Below are 16,709 nucleotides of genomic sequence, written 5' to 3'. Positions count from 1 at the left end.
TCCTGCTTACTGACCAGAGGTCTGGGCAAGTGGAAGAGGGGTGTCGTCGATCTGCACGATTTCGCCGGCGCGCGCGTGTTGCAGGCCTTCGATGACAATGCGGTCGCCGGCCTTCAAGCCGCCGGTAACGATCCAGCGGTCGTTTTGCACCGCGCCGAGTTGCACCGGTTGCACGGCGACGCGCATTTGCTCGTCAATCGTCAGCACCTGGGCGATGCCGGCGCTGTCCCGCTGCACGGCGCGCTGCGGCACGGTGAGGCCATGCTGGATCACCGCTTGTTCCACCCGAACGCGGATGAAACTGCCGGGCAGCAGATCGAGGTCTGGATTAGGGAATTCGCTGCGCAGAATGATCTGGCCAGTGCCCGGATCGACCGTGATGTCGGTGAACAGCAACTTGCCCGGCAGCGGGTACAGGCTGCCGTCGTCCTGAATCAGCGTGGCTTTGGCCTGACCCTGACCGACCTGCTGCAACTGGCCGGAGCGGAAGGCACGGCGCAACTCGTTAAGTTCACGAGTGGACTGCGTCAGGTCAGCGTGGATCGGGTTCAACTGCTGAATCAGTGCCAGCGGCGTGGTTTCGTTCTGCCCGACCAATGCGCCTTCGGTGACCAATGCGCGGCCGATGCGCCCGGAAATCGGTGCGGTGACGGTGGCGTAACCGAGATTGAGTTTCGCTCGTTCGACCGCAGCCTTGTTCGCGGCGACGTCGGCGGCAGTCTGGCGTGCGGCAGCGCGGGCGTTGTCGTAATCCTGAGCGCTGATGGCCTGATCATCAATCAACTGGGCGTAACGCTGTTCCTGCAATTTCGCCTGAAACGCATTGGCCTCGGCCTTGCGCAGCGCGGCTTCGGCGCTGTCGAGGTCAGCCTTGAACGGCGCCGGATCGATGCGGAACAGTACGTCGCCCTTCTTCACGTCGCTGCCTTCGCGGTAAGTGCGTTGCAGCACCACACCGGCAACCCGAGCGCGGACTTCGGCGATACGCGGCGCAGCGATGCGCCCGCTCAGCTCGCTGCTGATCGACAGGGGGCGGGCTTCGAGGGTTTCGATGCGTACGGTGGCCGGTGGCGCCTGTTCTTCGGCGTTCGAGGCTTTATCACAGGCACTCAGCGTCAGCGCCAATGCGATCAGGCCGAGCCCGGCCAGCAGATTCTTCGACATGTACAACCCCCAATATTGATGGCCGCATCCTACGGACAGTCGCCGAGGGTAGCGGTGAAGCTTTGTAGCTGCTGTGTGAAATTGTGTAAGGGTTTTACTCAGTTACGAGCGAGCGCGTATATCCTTCAGGCCTTGAATTCTTTTGTGACTGTTAAGCCCCATGCCGAACATCCTGCTGGTCGAAGACGACACCGCCCTCGCCGAACTGATTTCCAGCTACCTGGAACGCAACGGTTATTCCGTCAGCGTGATCGGCCGTGGCGATCATGTGCGCGAGCGGGCGCGGCTCAATCCGCCGGATCTGGTGATCCTCGATCTGATGCTGCCGGGCCTCGACGGCTTGCAGGTCTGTCGCCTGTTACGCGCCGATTCGGCGACGCTGCCGATCCTGATGCTCACCGCCCGCGACGACAGCCACGATCAGGTGCTGGGCCTGGAAATGGGCGCCGACGATTACGTCACCAAGCCTTGCGAACCGCGCGTGTTGCTGGCGCGCGTGCGCACTCTATTGCGCCGCAGCAGTCTTGGCGAGCCGATGACCGTCAACGACCGCATTGTCATGGGCAACCTGTGTATCGATCTGTCCGAGCGCACGGTGTCCTGGCGCGACCAACCGGTGGAGCTGTCCAGCGGCGAATACAACTTGTTGGTGGTGCTGGCCCGCCACGCCGGCGAAGTGCTGAGTCGCGACCAGATCCTGCAACGCCTGCGCGGTATCGAGTTCAACGGCACCGACCGCTCGGTGGATGTGGCGATTTCCAAGCTGCGGCGCAAGTTCGACGACCACGCTGGCGAAGCGCGCAAGATCAAGACCGTGTGGGGCAAGGGTTATCTGTTCAGTCGTTCCGAGTGGGAATGCTGAGTCGATGTTCAGAATCCTGTTTCGCCTGTACCTGGTGACGATCGTCTCCTACAGCGCGGCGATCTATCTGGTGCCGGATCTGGTGGTCATGGCGTTCCGCGATCGCTTCGTCACCTACAACCTCGATTATTCCCGTGGCCTGCAATCGCTGATCACCAAGCAGTTTCACGCCGTGCCGCAGGATCAGTGGCCGGCGCTGGCGGCGTCGATGGACAAGGATTTCCAGCCGCTGCACATCGTCCTCGCACGCATCGATGAAGCTGGCTTCACCACGCCGGAGCTCGAGCGCCTGCGCCTCGGCGAAAACGTGGTACGCATTGGCGACTGGGGCTGGCGCACGCTCGCGGTCACGCCGCTGAACGACCAAACTGTGGTGCAAATGGTCGTGCCGCCGGATCCGATGGACGTGAATTTGCTGTACTGGAGCATCAACGTGCTGATTGGCGCGACCATGCTCGCGTGCCTGTTGCTGTGGTTGCGCCCGCACTGGCGCGATCTGGAGCGCCTCAAAGGCACCGCCGAGCGTTTCGGCAAGGGCCATTTGAGCGAGCGCACGCAGATCAGATCGAGTTCGAACATCGGCAGCCTGGCCAATGTGTTCGATACCATGGCGGGGGATATCGAAAACCTGCTCAACCAACAACGCGACTTGCTTAACGCCGTGTCGCATGAGCTACGCACACCGTTGACGCGCCTCGATTTCGGTCTGGCACTGGCGCTGTCCGATGACTTGCCGACTGCCAGTCGCGAACGTCTGCAAGGCCTGGTCGCGCACATTCGCGAACTGGATGAATTGGTGCTGGAACTGCTGTCCTACAGCCGCTTGCAGAACCCGGCACAGCTGCCGGAACAGGTTGAAGTGTCGCTCGACGAGTTTATCGACAGCATTCTCGGCAGTGTCGACGATGAACAAGAATCTGCCGAAATCGTTATCGACGTGTTGTTGCATGGGCAGCTGGAACGCTTCTCGCTCGATCCACGCCTGACCGCACGCGCCCTGCAAAACCTGCTGCGCAATGCCATGCGCTACTGCGAAAAGCGTATTCAGGTGGGTGTGCAGGTGTGTCCGAAAGGTTGTGAAATCTGGGTCGATGATGACGGCATCGGCATTCCGGATGATGAGCGCGAGCGGATCTTCGAGCCGTTCTATCGACTGGACCGCAGCCGGGATCGGGCCACGGGCGGGTTTGGTCTGGGGCTGGCGATCAGCCGGCGAGCGCTGGAAGCACAGGGCGGGACATTGACGGTGGAGAATTCACCGTTGGGTGGGGCGCGGTTCAGGCTTTGGTTGCCAACTCCGTGTTGACACCGGACCACCTGTAGGAGCTGCCGAAGGCTGCGATCTTTTGACGTTGCTTTTGCGAAGACAAGATCAAAAAATCGCAGCCTCGTTGCACTCGACAGCTCCTACAGGGGGAGTGTGGGTCAGTTGTGGGGAATGTCGGTGGACTGGATCAATCCGACCCCGGATATCTGCATGCGCTCGATGGCCTGTTCCAGCGAACCATTAATATCAATCGCCCGACAGGCGTCGAGTACAACAAACGCATTGAACCCCGCCGACCGCGCATCCAGCGCAGAAAACATCACGCAGAAATCCAGCGCCAGTCCGACCATGTATACCGTGTCGATGCCGCGCTCTTTCAAGTAGCCGGCAAGCCCTGTGGTGGTCACCCGGTCCGCTTCGAGAAACGCCGAATAGCTGTCGATGTCAGGATTGCAACCCTTGCGAATGATCAACTGCGCATGCGGCAAGTCCAGCCCGGAATGAAATTCGGCACCGCGTGTACCTTGCACGCAATGCTCCGGCCACAGCTTTTGCTCGCCGTAAGGCAGCTGAATCACGTCGTATGGCTGGCGTCCGGGATGGCTGGACGCAAACGAGGCGTGGCCAGGCGGGTGCCAGTCCTGGGCAATGATCACTTGTTTGAACTGCGCGGCGAGGCGGTTGATCAGCGGGACAATCAGGTCACCTTCGGGCACTGCCAACTGGCCGCCCGGAGTGAAGTCGTTTTGCACATCGATGACCAGCAATGCAGCGCGTGGCGAAATTGGCATGAATCGTCCTCCTTGGATAATCACCGACCTAGCATAGTGAGCGTTTTCGAGATCAAGCAAGCCAGCGAACAAACAAGTGGTCAGCTGCCGCACCGAGCAGCAACAGGCCGACGGCGGCCGCAGCGATCAACCAGCGTCGCAGGTTGCTCGGAGGCTTGGGGCAGGGCGTCGCATCAAGCCGCGCTTGCAGACGATCAAGCGGCGCCTGCCGGGCCAACTCATCGTAGGCGTGCTTGAACGGCAAGCTGCTGCGATCCAGCCATTGCACGCGCAGGCTGAGCAGCGGATCGTCAGCAATGGCCGCGTCAATCCGGTTACGCAGCTCAGCGTCAATTTCAGCGTCCAGGTACGTCACCAGTTGCTCATCCGACAGGGTGTTAATCGACGACCTCCGGTGGATATTCGGCGAGTTTCAGACGTGCGGCGACCAGGCGGCTCATTACGCTAGCGATAGGCACTTGCAGGATGTCGGCGACTTCCTGATACGAGAAGCCTTCGACGTAACTCAGATACACAGTCTCGCGCTGGAATTCGGGCAACGCATCGACTCGGCAGATCACTTGCACTGCCATACCGTCGATTTGCGCAGCGTACTCACTCAGCCAGCCTTCGGTGTTCGCGTCTTGCGCACGGCGCTCGCGCACTTCGTTGAGCCAGATCGAGTGCAGGAGGCTCAATAACCAGCGATCCATGCGCGTACCGGCCACATAGCGGCCCGCCTGCTCCAAAGCGCGCAAGCATGTGGCCTGGACCAAGTCTTCGGCCACATGCCGATTGCGCGACAGCAGCAGACCATAGCGCCACAAACGCGCCAGATGCTGCCCGAGTTCGGCTCTGAAGGCCTGATCGCTGAAGATGATGAGCTCCGCAAATTAACTGTCTGTTTTTTCAAGTTTTCCGGGCGCAACCATCACGTCCGGCAGCAGGTTGCTGGTTTGCAATACACATTTCTGCGTCTTGCTGTCCCAGACCTGACCTTTCGAGCATTCAGGCTTCTTGACTGGCGCTTCTTCGTCGCTGGCAAACGCCAGACTGCTCGACAAAGCTGCGGCCAGCAGCCACGGGGCGGCGAACATAACGGAACGGATGTTCATGGGCAAGGCTCCACGGTGGGTTACCTTTACTTTGAACACCACGGGTTGAAATTCTATTCATTTATTTGTCAGGGGCAGGCAGGACAACCCGACCTCGCACCGAGTCCCGTTTTTGGCCGAACCACCGTGCTGCTGCCTTGTTATAGTTCTGGCCTCATTTTCAGAACGGTAAAGGATTTCTGCCATGACTCAATACACCGCTTTCAGCGTCGAACTGGCTGACAACATCGCTCATGTGCAGATCAACCGCCCGGAAAAGATCAACTCGATGAACGCCGCGTTCTGGAGCGAGATCGTCGAGGTGTTTCAGTGGATCGATGACACCGACGAAGTACGCGTGGTGGTATTGAGCGGCGCCGGCAAACATTTTTCTTCGGGCATCGACCTGATGATGCTCGCCGGTGTGGCCAATGAACTGGGCAAAGACGTCGGTCGCAACGCGCGCCTGCTGCGACGCAAAATCCTCACCCTGCAAGCCTCGTTCAATGCCGTCGATAACTGCCGCAAACCAGTGCTCGCCGCAATTCAGGGCTATTGCCTGGGCGGCGCCATCGACCTGATCGCCGCGTGTGACATGCGCTACGCTGCCGAAGACGCGCAATTCTCGATCAAGGAAATCGATATCGGCATGGCCGCCGATGTTGGCACTTTGCAACGGTTGCCACGGATCATCGGTGACGGCATGCTGCGTGAACTGGCTTACACCGGTCGCACCTTTGGCGCTGACGAGGCGCGCAGTATCGGGCTGGTCAATCGCGTCTACAGCGACAAGGACAGCCTGATCGAAGGCGTGATGGACATTGCTCGCGAGATTGCCAGCAAGTCGCCCATCGCGGTGACTGGCACCAAGGAAATGATCAGCTACATGCGCGACCATCGCATCGACGACGGTCTTGAGTACGTTGCCACCTGGAACGCCGCCATGTTGCAATCCACCGACTTGCGGGTGGCCATGGCCGCCCATATGAGTAAACAGAAACCCGAATTTCTGGACTGAGAAACCATGACATCTCGCTGGATCACTGCAGTACTGGACACCGATCAACCCGGCGGCTGGGCCGTGGCGCGCAGCCCCGAAGGCTTTCTGTTCGACGACAACGGCGTGCTGTTCCCGCGCGAATGGCTCAAGCGGCAGGACTTGTCGGTTCTGGCCGAACACGGCATTGGCCATCTCGATGGCGAGCCGGTGTATCTGCTGGAGTTGCGCAGTAGCAGCGAGGTGCCGGGTTGTAGCTGGAAAGGCCTGCGCGCATTCATGCTCGAAGGTGATCACACGATTTACAAAGTGCTGGGTTATGCCGCGCAAATCGGCACCTGGGCGCGTGAACACCGCTTCTGCGGCAATTGCGGTCAGGCGATGACGCAAGTGCCGCGCGAGCGGGCGATGTATTGCCAACCGTGCGACCTGCGCAGTTATCCAAGGATTTCGCCGAGCATGATTGTGCTGGTGACGCGTGGTGATGAAGTCTTGCTGGCGCGCTCACCGCGTTTCGTATCGGGCGTCTACAGCACGCTGGCCGGGTTCGCCGAACCGGGCGAGTCGGCGGAAGATTGTCTGATTCGCGAGGTGCGTGAAGAAGTGCAGATCGAGGTGAAGAACATTCAGTACCTGGGCAGCCAGTGCTGGCCGTTCCCGCATTCGATGATGCTGGGTTTCCATGCCGAATACGCGGGGGGCGAGATTGTCTGTCAGGAAGACGAGATCGAAGACGCCCAGTGGTTCAACGTGCATGAGCTGCCGCCGTTACCGGCGTCACGCTCGATTGCCCGTTACCTGATCGACGTCTACGTGGCGCGGCGTTTAGGCCACGCTGAACCAGTGCTGCCAGGCTAGACGCACGGTCAGCCCCAACACCACGGTAATGAACACCGGCCGAATGAACTTGGCGCCGCCGCTGATCGCGGTGCGCGCCCCGAAGAACGCGCCGACCATCACCGACAGGCCCATGCTCAGGCCGATGATCCAGTCCACCTGACCGGAAAAGATGAATACCGACAGCGCCGCAATGTTGCTGACGAAGTTCATGCTGCGCGCCACGCCGCTGGCTTTCACCAGATCGATCGGGTACAGCAGCAGACTGCTGACCGTCCAGAATGCGCCAGTGCCGGGACCGGCCACGCCATCGTAGAAACCGAGGCTGAAGCCTTGAGTCGATTGCCATTTCTTCTTGATCGGTGCATCGCTGTCCAGCGGCGCTTTTGGCGTGCCGCCGAACAACAGATATAGCCCGCAAGCGAAGACGATTACCGGCAGCATCTTGTTCAGCCATTCCGCCGGCAGGTAATGCGCGACGACAGCGCCGGTCAACGCGCCGACCAGGGTGCCGACAATCGCGTGCACCCACTGCCGGGGATGAAACAGCTTGCGCCGGTAGAAGGTGAAACTGGCGGTGGCCGAGCCGAAGGTCGAACTCAACTTGTTGGTGCCCAGCACCAGATGCGGCGGCAGGCCGGCAGTCAGCAATGCAGGCGTGGTCAACAACCCGCCGCCGCCAGCGATGGCATCGATGAATCCGGCAACGAAAGCAACAACGGCCAGAATGGCCAGGGTAGTGAGGTCAACGCTGAGTTCGAAAGGCATGGAATCGGCTTATTCGGCAGGGCGGCGGGGGAGTGCGGGCATGTTACGCATTTCCAGAAGCGGCGGCGACCCGTTACACCTGCTTCAGCCAAATCCCTGTAGGAGCTGACGAGTGCAACGAGGCTGCGATCTTTTGATCTTGTCTTTTGAAAAACAAAGTCAAAAGATCGCAGCCTCGTTGCACTCGACAGCTCCTACACGGCTCCTACACGGCTCCTACAGGGGCGGGAGTGAACTTAGAGACCGAGGTCAGACAGCCCCGGGTGATCATCCGGGCGCCGGCCCAGTGGCCAGTGGAATTTGCGTTCGCTTTCCTTGATCGGCATGTCGTTGATGCAGGCATAGCGTTGGAACATCAGGCCTTGCTTATCAAATTCCCAGTTTTCGTTGCCGTAGGAGCGAAACCAGTTGCCCGAGTCGTCGTGCCATTCGTAGGCATATCGCACGGCGATGCGCGCGTCCGAGTAGGCCCAGAGTTCCTTGATCAGACGGTAATCCAGCTCTTTCGCCCATTTGCGGGTGAGGAACGCCTTGGCTTCTTCGCGGTTATTGGCGAACTCGGCGCGGTTGCGCCACTTGGTGTCGAGGGTGTAGGCCAGCGACACACGCTCAGGGTCGCGGGAGTTCCAGCCATCTTCGGCCAGACGAACTTTTTCAATCGCCGATTCTCGGTTGAACGGCGGCAATGGCGGACGCACTTCGGCTGCAGTAGACATATTCAATCTCCCGATCAGTGAACTGTTGAACAACTTGTCAGGCTTATTAAGGCATTACAGGTCCAATAACTTTCGCGCCATGCATTGCGCATTATCGGCGGCACTGTGATCACCCATCACAAGCGCTACGGTAATGGCGCCGTCAATCAGGATCAGCAGTTGCTTGGCCAGCAACTGCGGGTCTTCGGCGCCATGTTCGGTACACAACTCGCACACGTAGTCGAGCACCTTCTGTTTGTGCTCTTTGGCGACCTGACGCACCGGATCCTGCGGGTCACCGGTCTCGCCGCTGGTGTTGATGAACGCGCAGCCACGGAAGCCTTCCGAGGCGAACCAGGCCTTGAGTACGGTAAACAGGTTGAGCAGGCGATCGACCGGGGTTTCTGCCTGATCGACGGCGTTTCGGTACCACTGCATCCAGCGTACGTCGCGGCGTTGCAGGGCGGCGACGGTCAGCGCTTCCTTGTTGGCGAAATAGCGGTAGATGCTTTTTCTCGAGACACCGGCGGTTTTCACCAGTAGATCCATGCCAGTGGCGGCGATGCCACTTTTATAGATCAACTTTTCGGTGACATCGAGGATGATGTCGCGGGTTGCGTTTTCAGTAATATCGTTCATGTGACAAACAGTAGAACGTGCGTTCTCCTTGGTCAAGCGCTGATTCTGAAATGGCTTTTTTCAGGCTTTGGGGTTGTTTCTGGCTGGGTGCATAGCCGTTGCTGCGGTTATGGCGGCTTAGGGTTCCGCCCTTACGGCGGGTCACCTTTTCCAAACGCCGAAAAGGTAACCCAAAAGGCTTTGCCCTGACGTTCGGCCCTCGCTGTGGCTCGGGTTCCTTCGCTCCGGGATTGATCCGGGGGCATCGCCTCCGGTTTGCTGCGCTGCACCTCCTCTCGATGTGTTTGGCTGCGCCAAACGTCGCTGCGCTCCCACCCCCGGATCAATCCCTCCACTCAGCCGGCCGACGGGCGCTCGCGATCAAGAGCGGTACTCGAGCTAACGCTCATTGTGTTGAGTGGTGAGAAGCGAAGTGCGGTTTTTGGGTGGACCTAAACCTTGTGGGAGCTGGCTTGCCAGCGATGGCGGCCTCCGACCCGACCAGTATCTAGCTGATGTACCCAGTTCCCACTGTGGCCAGCCTGCTGGCGATGTGGCCATTACAGTCACTCACAAGACCCGAAGGAGTTGATGGTGTAAGCTCTCGGGTTCTTCGGATTCGACCTTTTGCGAGCCTTATGCCGTTGCTTTTCAAACGCTCTCTGCTGCCCAAACTGCGCAGCTTTCCGCTGACCGCCGAGGCCGTGACCATCCTTCCCGGCGCCGCCGAGTTCCGGCGTTGCCTGCTGGAAAAGATCGCTCAGGCGACTCAGCGCATCTATCTCGTTGCCCTGTATCTGCAAAACGATGAGGCCGGTCAGGAAATCCTCGATGCCTTGCACGCCGCCAAACTCAAGCGCCCAGAGCTGGAAATCGCTGTGGTGGTTGACTGGCTGCGCGCGCAACGCGGATTGATCGGCGCCGGCAAGCAGCCGGGCAATTCGGCGTGGTATCAGGAAATGACCCGCACTCACCAAAGTGAAGTGCCGGTGTATGGCGTGCCGGTGCAGACTCGCGAGCTGTTCGGCGTGCTGCACTTGAAAGGCTTCGTGATCGACGATTGCGTGGTTTACAGCGGCGCCAGCCTGAACAATGTCTATCTGCACAAATTCGACAAGTACCGTTTCGACCGTTATCACGTGTTGCAGAGCCGCGAACTCGCGGACTCGATGCATCACCTGGTCAAGCACGGTCTGATCGAATCCAAGGCAGTGCATCGCCTCGATCTGCCGAACCTGCCGACCACCCGCAGTCTGCGCAACGACATCGGCGACTTGCGCAGCCGCCTCAAGCATGCGACCTACGACACCACGGCCGGCAGCACTGAGCGTGCGGGCCTGTCGGTCAGTCCGCTGCTCGGCGTGGGCAAGAACAATCCGCTGAACCGGGTGATTCTCGAGCTGATTGCCAGCGCTCAGAAACAACTGACCATCTGCACCCCGTATTTCAACCTGCCGCTGGGGGTGATCCGCGAGGTCAACCGTGCGCTGGCCCGTGGGGTGAAGATCGACATCGTGGTCGGCGACAAGACTGCCAACGATTTCTACATCCCGCCGACCGAGCCATTCAAGGTGATCGCGGCGTTGCCTTATCTATACGAAATCAGCCTGCGTCGCTTCGCCAAGCGTCATCAGCGCAACATCGACAGCGGTCAGTTGAACCTGCACTTGTGGCATGAGGGCGACAACAGCTATCACCTCAAGGGTATGTGGGTCGATCAGCGTTACACCTTGCTCACCGGCAACAACCTCAATCCACGGGCGTTCCGTCTGGATCTGGAAAACGCGTTGTTGATTGATGACCCGAAAGGCGAATGGATCGAGCCGCGGCGTGCGGAACTGGAGAACATCTTCGTGCACACCAAGCGGATTGCTCAGTTCGGGGATCTGGAAGCGCTGCCGGATTACCCGGCGGAAGTGGCCAAGTTTCTCAAGCGCGTGAGTCGCGTGCGGGTTGAGCGGTTGCTGTACCGGATTCTCTAAACAAATTCGGTAGATGTACCAAGGCCTCTGACGCCATCGCTGGCAAGCCAGCTCCCACAGGTTTTGTATCGTTGACAGCATTTGCGTACGACGCTGTCACTGTGGGAGCTGGCTCGCCAGCGATGAGGTCCCATCAGACGCTAAAGAAATCAGTTCAGCCCCAACTTCCCACGCAACGTGGAAAGGTCTTCAGCCAGGGTATTCACCGGCCCGACCAGCATCTTGCGATCACTGTCCTTGACCTTGTCATAAGTCTCAAACCCACCATCTCTGGTCTTGTACTTGGCCAGAATCTTGTTCACCGCCGCAAAGTTCTTGTCGACTTTGGCGATGAAGGCGTTGTCCTGCGTCTCGATCTGCGGGCGGAACAGGTCGACGATTTTCTTCGCGCCGTCGATGTTGCCCTGGAAGTCGTACAGGTCGGTGTGGCTGTAGCGGTCTTCTTCGCCGGAGATCTTGGTTGCCGCAACTTCTTCCAGCAGCGCAGCAGCGCCGCCGACGACTTTCTCAGGCGGGAAGGTCAGGCCGGCTACGCGGGTTTGCAGATCCTTGACGTCCTTGTTCAAACCGTCAGCCAGGTCGTTCAGGCCATGGGTGCTTTTTTCCGAGAACAGCGAGTATTCGATGCGGTGGAACCCGGTGAAATCTTCGGCTTTCACGCCTTTCTCGTGGTCGTCGACGCGTGAGTCGATGGACGCATCGAGATCACTGAACAGCTCGGCGATCGGCTCGATTGACTCGTAATACACGCGGGTCGGTGCGTAGAGCTTTTGTGCAGTGGCCAGATCACCTTTCTTCACCGCGTCGGTGAATTGCTGAGTGTGGCTGGCCAGTTCATCCAGCTGTTCGGTGACGTAGATCTTGTAGTCCGAAACCGGCCCCACCAGATCCAGCGGCGCCGTCGCCGCAAAAGCCGAGAGCGGGGTGTTGAGCAAACCGAGGGTCAGCAATAGCGCGAGTGGCGTCTTTTTCATGGGGGCGGCTCTTGTCGTTGATTAGGCGGTGGTTTTTACTTGTGTGGCATCGAGCAGCGAGCGACCGATGAAGTCCGTGTCGCCCGTGACGCCCGGCAGCGTGAAGAAGTAACCGCCGCCAACTGGCTTGAGGTATTCCTCCAGCGGCTCGCCGTTGAGGCGGGTCTGCACGGTGATGAAGCCTTTTTCCAGGTCGGCCTGATAGCAGATGAACAGCAGGCCCATGTCGAGCTGGCCGTTCTTGTTCACACCGTTGGAATAGTTGAACGGGCGGCGCAGGATCAGATTGGCCTGGCTCGCGGCAGTGCGCGGGTTGGCCAGGCGGATGTGCGCGTCGAGCTTGGTCAACTTGCCTTCGGGGTCTTTGCTGTAGTCCGGCACCTCGGCTTCATGCTGGCCGCCGATTGGCGCGCCAGTGGTTTTCACCCGGCCAAGAATGCTTTCCTGTTCCTGCAACGGCGTGCGGTCCCAGCGTTCGACGAAGTTGCGGATGATGCGCACCGCTTGATAGCTGCCATGCGTCGCCCACGCCGGTTCATCGCTGCCGGGTTGCACCCAGACGATGCGATCCATGGCCTTGCCGTCGTTCGAATCAGGGTTGGCCGAGCCGTCGCGAAAACCGAGAAAGTTGCGCGCCGATTGCGCCGGCGCACCGGGTTTGGCCGGGGCTTGCGGCGGCACGCTGCCTTCCTGTTTCCAGCGCACCAGCAGCAGATCCGGCAGGTTCTTGATGATGTCGCGCAGGGCGTGGATGTTGGTGTCGGCGCTATTCGAGCAGAACTGCAGACTCAGGTCGCCGTGACAGCAATCCGGGTCCAGCGCATCGTTGGGGAAACCGACCATGCGCACCAGACGCTTGGGTTTGGCCGAGGCCAGGCCGAAACGTTCGTCGAACAGCGATTCGCCGACCGAGACGGTAATAGTCAGGTTATCCGGAGTGACCACCGGACCGAGGATGCCGGAATCCGGCGGCGGCAGTTTCGGATCGATCTGTGCGACCGGGCCACCCGTCATCAGGAACGCGATGCGCTGGTTGAGGGTGCGAAACAGCCGCTCCAGATCTTCGCGGTCGCTGGCCAACACATCGAACGACACCAGCATCCCGGAGGTTGGACGCGGGGTGACGATGCCGGTCTGGCGTGTGCCATAAAAGTCGTGACGGTCTTCGGTTTTGTCGCTGCTCGGGGCTTCGGTGACTTGCGCAGGCGCGGCGGCCATCGCCGGGCAGCTCAGGGCGGAACCGGCCAATGCGACACCTGCGGCGCCCATGCCCATCAAGATGCGGCGGCGTTGCAGGTTGAAGTGTTCGCAATCTTTCATCGTCATGGTCTTCTGCTTACAGGCCGGAGAGGCCGAGGGCGGGATCAATTGCATCGAGCGCATCGGCCAGAGTTTTGGCCTCGTCGGCGAGCTGCTGGCGTTGCTCAGCGCTGACGCTGTCGTAACTGGCGTAGCCGTCGTTGACCTTGAAGCTGTTCAGCGTCGTGTCGAAATCAGCCAGTGCGCTGTCGATCTTTGGCAGCAAATCAGCAGCGGATTTCGCTAGCAGCGGACGCAGCAGATCGACGACTTTGTGCGCAGTCTGCTGATTGGCCGCGAAGCCGTTGAGGTCGCTGTGGCTGTAGCGTTCTTCTTCACCGCTGGCGGCGCGTACGTCGGCCAACGTGTTGAGATTGCGCACGACGATTTCCATCAGTTGCTCCGGCGGTAGCGATTGGGCGAGCAACTGCTGTTTGAGGCTGGTGACGTCGCTGAGCAGGCCCTTGGCGATCGGCGCAAGACCGTCGAGATCGCGTTGCTTGAACAGTGCGTATTCGATGCGATGGAAGCCAGTGAAGCCCGGATCCTGTTCGCGCTTTTCGAAGTAATCGGCGCGGGCGTTGATGCTGTTGTCCAGCTCGGCCAGACGTTGCGCGGCCGGGGCCAAGCGCTGATACGCGGCGCGGGCCGGCAGGTACAAAGCTTGCGCCTGCGCCAGATCACCACTCTCGATGGCTTGATTGAGCGCGCTCACGGCTTTGATCAGCGCGCTGCTCTGGCTCGCCAGATAAACGCGAAACTCCGAGAGCGGCCCGATGAACGCGACCATCGACGGCTTGGCTTTGGCAGCGGCATCCGAGGCGGCAGTCGGCGTCACGTGCAAGGTGCCGCGCGGGTTGCTCAGCAGGCCACAAGTGATCGCGTAGTCTCCCGGTTGCAGGTTGGCGTTGATCACCTGGCTCAGGCCTGGCGCGATGTTCTCGCGTTCTTCGACCACCAGCACGCCGTCGAGAATTTCCCATTCCACCGCACGATCCGAGCGGTTGACGATGCGGAAACTCGCGCGCCCGGCCGGCACGGTCAAAGCGTTCGGCTCGCAACTGTGCGGATGGATGTTGACCACCACTTCGTCACGATTGTGCTCACGCTTGGCTGCCGCCAGTTGCGCGGCGTAGTAGAACAGGCCACCGGCCGCGATCATCACGACCACCGAACCGGCCACCGCCCAGCGCAAGGCACGGGGAGGGGAGGCTTGGGGGATATTAGGCTTTGACATGAATGGCCTTATTGGCTGGAAACGGAAGACGATTGCGCAGAAGGCTCCGGTGCCGGCATGAAGAACATCACCAGTGCCACCAGCAGATAAATCACATACGCACCGAGGGTGCTGACGGTCGGCGCATCCTGATAACCGAACATGCCGGCCAGCACCGAACCCAACGGGCCATCCATCGGCAGCGTCGCGCTGAAATCGAAGAGCACGGTTTGCAGGTGATTCCACACCCCGGCTTCATGCAGCGCCTGCACCGAGTTGGCGAGAATCCCGGCGGCCACCACCAGAATGAACAGCCCGGTCCAGCGGAAAAACGCCGAAAGATTCAGGCGCATGCTGCCGCTGTAGATCAGGAAACCGACGATGATCGCCAGAATCAGTCCGAGCAACGCACCGATTGGCGCTGCGGCGCCTTCGCTTTGCTGGAACACCGCGAGCAGGAAGAACACGGTTTCCAGACCTTCACGGGCAACGGCGAAGAACACCATGGCGATCAGCGCAAACACTTGATGTCTGGATGAGGTCAGCGCGTGATCCAGCGAGGCTTGCAGCGAATGCTTGATCGAGCGCGCAACCTTGCGCATCCAGAACACCATCGAACTGAGAATGCCCACGGCGACCAGCCCGACCACGCCTTCGAACAGTTCCTGCTGCTTTTGCGGAAACTCGGCGCTGACCAGTTCCAGGCCACCGCCAACCAGCAATGCCAGCGCCGCCGCAAGGAAAACCCCAATCCACACGGCGGGCATCCATTGGCCGCGGCCGGTCTGTTGCAGGTAACTGGCGATGATGCCAACGATCAGCGCGGCTTCAATGCCTTCGCGCAGCATGATCAAAAACGGGACGAGCATTGGCCACCACAGGTGATTTAGTTAGGTGGCTAAGTTGTAACATAATGACACTCATTCCCATATGGTACTGATTGACATTAACCTGAACCTAAGCTGAACAACTCTGAAGAACAACCATTCTCATGTGGAGCCGGTCTCCCACAGGGGTGTGGGTTGTGCTTGAGTGCTGCGTTAAGATGCACGGCATTCGCACCAGCACAGGAATTGCCGCGCTCCATGTCGGAAAAAGACACCATCGCCATTCAACTGGTGCGCGAAGCACTGTTGCAAAGTTGCGCGCCGGGCGCGGCCACGGACGAAGTCTTGCGCAAGGTCGGCATCGATCCGGCGCTGCTGCTGAGCGATAACGGCCGCGTACCAGCCTCGAACTACGCGCGACTGTGGCGCCTCTTGGCCCGGCGCGGCGATGACGAGTTCTTTGGCATGGACCCGCGCAAGCTCAAGTCCGGCAGCCTGGAATTTCTCTGCCGCAGTGCGATGGCGCAACCGAATCTGGCGGCCGGTTTGAGCAGCGGGCTGAGTTTCCTGTCGCTGATGCTCGATCAATTGCCGGCGCAGCTGGTGCACCAGCAAAGTCTGGCGGAAATCGTGCTGCTGGAAGACGACCCCGAGCCGCGTCGCGCCTTCACCTACTTCACCTATTGGATGATCGTGCATGGCGTCGCTTGCTGGCTGGCGGGGCGGCGGATTCCGATTCTGGCAATTGAGCTGCGCTGTCCCGAACCGGATTTCTGCGCTGACTACCGGGTGATGTTCTCCGAAAACCTGCGTTTTGATCGGCCGCGCACGCGGATGATCTTTGCGGCCGACTGCCTGGAGCTGCCGATCAAGCGCAGCGCCGACGAATTAAAGCGCTTTCTCGCGCATGCGCCGGCGAACATTCTGGTGAAGTACCGCGATCCGGAGAGTCTGGCCAGCCGCATCAAGCTGGATCTGCGCCAGTTGCCCGCCGAGCAATGGCCGGAAACTGAACCCTTGGCGCAGCAACTGTGCATGTCGGCCTCGACCTTGCGCCGGCGCCTGGCTGAAGAAGGCCAGACCTATCAAGGACTTAAGGACAGTGTACGCAAGGAGTTGGCTATCACCTGGCTGGCAGAGCCGACCATCAGTTTCGCCGAGATCGCCACCCGGCTGGGGTTCGCCGATGCGAGCTCGTTCTACAAGGCGTTTCGCAAATGGTCCGGCTCCAATCCCGGGCATTACCGCAGCCTGATCCTCAACGACGCCGATTGATCCGGCGCCATCGCTAGCAGGCTAGCTCCAACATTTGAAATGCGTTCCCCTGTGGGAGCTAGCC

The 16,709-nt window shown here is 60.0% G+C and carries 17 protein-coding genes and 1 pseudogene; 6 read left to right on the top strand and 12 right to left on the bottom strand.

Features of this window, described 5'->3' with window-relative positions:
• Positions 1 to 6: 6 nt before the first annotated feature.
• Complete coding sequence (locus tag ACP7EE_RS08995) at positions 7 to 1,164, bottom strand: efflux RND transporter periplasmic adaptor subunit (protein ID WP_426234266.1); 1,158 nt, start codon at positions 1,162 to 1,164, stop codon at positions 7 to 9.
• Between the two features lie 160 nt (positions 1,165 to 1,324).
• Here ACP7EE_RS08995 and ACP7EE_RS08990 point away from each other — a divergent pair, with 160 nt between their 5' ends.
• Together ACP7EE_RS08990 and ACP7EE_RS08985 are read left to right on the top strand one after the other, a co-directional pair.
• Positions 1,325 to 2,026 (top strand): response regulator, encoded by a 702-nt coding sequence (locus ACP7EE_RS08990; protein WP_420649062.1) that lies wholly within the window; start codon positions 1,325 to 1,327, stop codon positions 2,024 to 2,026.
• Positions 2,027 to 2,030: 4 nt separating this feature from the next.
• Positions 2,031 to 3,332 carry an ATP-binding protein gene (locus tag ACP7EE_RS08985; protein WP_420649061.1) on the top strand — a complete coding sequence of 434 codons (1,302 nt, stop codon included), beginning with the start codon at positions 2,031 to 2,033 and terminating at the stop codon, positions 3,330 to 3,332.
• Between the two features lie 119 nt (positions 3,333 to 3,451).
• Here ACP7EE_RS08985 and pncA read toward each other — a convergent pair whose 3' ends face one another.
• From pncA to ACP7EE_RS08965, 4 genes and pseudogenes are all read right to left on the bottom strand, one after another.
• Entirely contained in the window at positions 3,452 to 4,084 is a 633-nt protein-coding gene (gene pncA, locus ACP7EE_RS08980; protein WP_426234265.1) for a bifunctional nicotinamidase/pyrazinamidase, read from the bottom strand.
• Between the two features lie 61 nt (positions 4,085 to 4,145).
• A pseudogene (locus ACP7EE_RS08975) lies at positions 4,146 to 4,466 on the bottom strand (transcriptional regulator); the annotation flags it as partial.
• A complete protein-coding gene (locus ACP7EE_RS08970; RefSeq protein WP_426234326.1) occupies positions 4,462 to 4,899 on the bottom strand; it encodes an RNA polymerase sigma factor in 438 nt (145 codons plus the stop codon). The pseudogene ACP7EE_RS08975 and the gene ACP7EE_RS08970, both read right to left, overlap by 5 nt.
• 57 nt (positions 4,900 to 4,956) lie before the next feature.
• On the bottom strand, positions 4,957 to 5,178 hold the full coding sequence (locus tag ACP7EE_RS08965) for a hypothetical protein (protein WP_426205921.1): 222 nt from the start codon (positions 5,176 to 5,178) through the stop codon (positions 4,957 to 4,959).
• A 184-nt stretch (positions 5,179 to 5,362) separates the two neighbouring features.
• Here ACP7EE_RS08965 and ACP7EE_RS08960 point away from each other — a divergent pair, with 184 nt between their 5' ends.
• Positions 5,363 to 6,175 (top strand): crotonase/enoyl-CoA hydratase family protein, encoded by an 813-nt coding sequence (locus ACP7EE_RS08960; RefSeq protein WP_426205922.1) that lies wholly within the window; start codon positions 5,363 to 5,365, stop codon positions 6,173 to 6,175.
• 6 nt (positions 6,176 to 6,181) lie between these two features.
• A complete protein-coding gene (gene nudC, locus ACP7EE_RS08955; RefSeq protein WP_426234264.1) occupies positions 6,182 to 7,012 on the top strand; it encodes an NAD(+) diphosphatase in 831 nt (276 codons plus the stop codon).
• On the opposite strand, the gene ACP7EE_RS08950 is transcribed toward nudC, so the two are convergent.
• The 3 genes from ACP7EE_RS08950 to ACP7EE_RS08940 form a co-directional block, all read right to left on the bottom strand.
• Positions 6,980 to 7,759 (bottom strand): TSUP family transporter, encoded by a 780-nt coding sequence (locus tag ACP7EE_RS08950; RefSeq protein ID WP_402812180.1) that lies wholly within the window; start codon positions 7,757 to 7,759, stop codon positions 6,980 to 6,982. The two genes, nudC and ACP7EE_RS08950, sit on opposite strands and share 33 nt — an antisense overlap.
• 236 nt (positions 7,760 to 7,995) lie before the next feature.
• The gene (locus ACP7EE_RS08945) at positions 7,996 to 8,475 is read right to left on the bottom strand and encodes a DUF1348 family protein (protein ID WP_426205936.1); all 480 of its coding nucleotides are present in this window, start codon (positions 8,473 to 8,475) and stop codon (positions 7,996 to 7,998) included.
• Positions 8,476 to 8,529: 54 nt separating this feature from the next.
• The gene (locus tag ACP7EE_RS08940; protein WP_426234263.1) at positions 8,530 to 9,093 is read right to left on the bottom strand and encodes a TetR/AcrR family transcriptional regulator; all 564 of its coding nucleotides are present in this window, start codon (positions 9,091 to 9,093) and stop codon (positions 8,530 to 8,532) included.
• 617 nt (positions 9,094 to 9,710) lie between these two features.
• Between ACP7EE_RS08940 and pssA the strand changes: the two genes are divergently transcribed.
• Positions 9,711 to 11,054, top strand: coding sequence for a CDP-diacylglycerol--serine O-phosphatidyltransferase (gene pssA / locus ACP7EE_RS08935; RefSeq protein WP_426234262.1), 1,344 nt, complete (start codon positions 9,711 to 9,713; stop codon positions 11,052 to 11,054).
• A 149-nt stretch (positions 11,055 to 11,203) separates the two neighbouring features.
• Here the strand turns inward: pssA and efeO (ACP7EE_RS08930) are convergent, their stop codons facing one another.
• The 4 genes from efeO (ACP7EE_RS08930) to efeU are packed head-to-tail and all read right to left on the bottom strand — an operon-like array spanning position 11,204 to position 15,412.
• Positions 11,204 to 12,028, bottom strand: coding sequence for an iron uptake system protein EfeO (gene efeO, locus ACP7EE_RS08930; RefSeq protein WP_426234261.1), 825 nt, complete (start codon positions 12,026 to 12,028; stop codon positions 11,204 to 11,206).
• A gap of 21 nt (positions 12,029 to 12,049) precedes the next feature.
• The gene (efeB, locus tag ACP7EE_RS08925; protein WP_426234325.1) at positions 12,050 to 13,348 is read right to left on the bottom strand and encodes an iron uptake transporter deferrochelatase/peroxidase subunit; all 1,299 of its coding nucleotides are present in this window, start codon (positions 13,346 to 13,348) and stop codon (positions 12,050 to 12,052) included.
• Between the two features lie 16 nt (positions 13,349 to 13,364).
• Positions 13,365 to 14,564, bottom strand: a complete 1,200-nt coding sequence (efeO, locus tag ACP7EE_RS08920) for an iron uptake system protein EfeO (protein ID WP_426234260.1) — start codon at positions 14,562 to 14,564, stop codon at positions 13,365 to 13,367.
• Between the two features lie 8 nt (positions 14,565 to 14,572).
• Entirely contained in the window at positions 14,573 to 15,412 is an 840-nt protein-coding gene (efeU, locus tag ACP7EE_RS08915; RefSeq protein WP_426234259.1) for an iron uptake transporter permease EfeU, read from the bottom strand.
• A 216-nt stretch (positions 15,413 to 15,628) separates the two neighbouring features.
• Between efeU and ACP7EE_RS08910 the strand changes: the two genes are divergently transcribed.
• Positions 15,629 to 16,645, top strand: coding sequence for an AraC family transcriptional regulator (locus tag ACP7EE_RS08910; RefSeq protein WP_426234258.1), 1,017 nt, complete (start codon positions 15,629 to 15,631; stop codon positions 16,643 to 16,645).
• Positions 16,646 to 16,709 lie beyond the last annotated feature (64 nt).

Origin of the sequence: Pseudomonas sp. TWP3-2 (assembly GCF_049897765.1) — a bacterium.
Lineage (GTDB): Bacteria > Pseudomonadota > Gammaproteobacteria > Pseudomonadales > Pseudomonadaceae > Aquipseudomonas.
Note: the sequence above shows the minus strand (reverse complement) of the source record. Positions and strands in the feature narration are given on the sequence as shown.

Excerpts from the sequence above, each read along its gene's own strand:
- ACP7EE_RS08940 (WP_426234263.1), bottom strand. The coding sequence starts at position 9,093 with ATGAACGATATTACTGAAAACGCAACCCGCGACATCATCCTCGATGTC.
- efeU (WP_426234259.1), bottom strand. The coding sequence starts at position 15,412 with ATGCTCGTCCCGTTTTTGATCATGCTGCGCGAAGGCATTGAAGCCGCG.
- pncA (WP_426234265.1), bottom strand. The coding sequence starts at position 4,084 with ATGCCAATTTCGCCACGCGCTGCATTGCTGGTCATCGATGTGCAAAAC.
- ACP7EE_RS08945 (WP_426205936.1), bottom strand. The coding sequence starts at position 8,475 with ATGTCTACTGCAGCCGAAGTGCGTCCGCCATTGCCGCCGTTCAACCGA.
- ACP7EE_RS08965 (WP_426205921.1), bottom strand. The coding sequence starts at position 5,178 with ATGAACATCCGTTCCGTTATGTTCGCCGCCCCGTGGCTGCTGGCCGCA.
- ACP7EE_RS08995 (WP_426234266.1), bottom strand. The coding sequence starts at position 1,164 with ATGTCGAAGAATCTGCTGGCCGGGCTCGGCCTGATCGCATTGGCGCTG.
- pssA (WP_426234262.1), top strand. The coding sequence starts at position 9,711 with ATGCCGTTGCTTTTCAAACGCTCTCTGCTGCCCAAACTGCGCAGCTTT.
- ACP7EE_RS08950 (WP_402812180.1), bottom strand. The coding sequence starts at position 7,759 with ATGCCTTTCGAACTCAGCGTTGACCTCACTACCCTGGCCATTCTGGCC.
- efeB (WP_426234325.1), bottom strand. The coding sequence starts at position 13,348 with ATGAAAGATTGCGAACACTTCAACCTGCAACGCCGCCGCATCTTGATG.
- nudC (WP_426234264.1), top strand. The coding sequence starts at position 6,182 with ATGACATCTCGCTGGATCACTGCAGTACTGGACACCGATCAACCCGGC.
- ACP7EE_RS08960 (WP_426205922.1), top strand. The coding sequence starts at position 5,363 with ATGACTCAATACACCGCTTTCAGCGTCGAACTGGCTGACAACATCGCT.
- ACP7EE_RS08990 (WP_420649062.1), top strand. The coding sequence starts at position 1,325 with ATGCCGAACATCCTGCTGGTCGAAGACGACACCGCCCTCGCCGAACTG.
- efeO (WP_426234260.1), bottom strand. The coding sequence starts at position 14,564 with ATGTCAAAGCCTAATATCCCCCAAGCCTCCCCTCCCCGTGCCTTGCGC.
- efeO (WP_426234261.1), bottom strand. The coding sequence starts at position 12,028 with ATGAAAAAGACGCCACTCGCGCTATTGCTGACCCTCGGTTTGCTCAAC.
- ACP7EE_RS08910 (WP_426234258.1), top strand. The coding sequence starts at position 15,629 with ATGTCGGAAAAAGACACCATCGCCATTCAACTGGTGCGCGAAGCACTG.
- ACP7EE_RS08985 (WP_420649061.1), top strand. The coding sequence starts at position 2,031 with ATGTTCAGAATCCTGTTTCGCCTGTACCTGGTGACGATCGTCTCCTAC.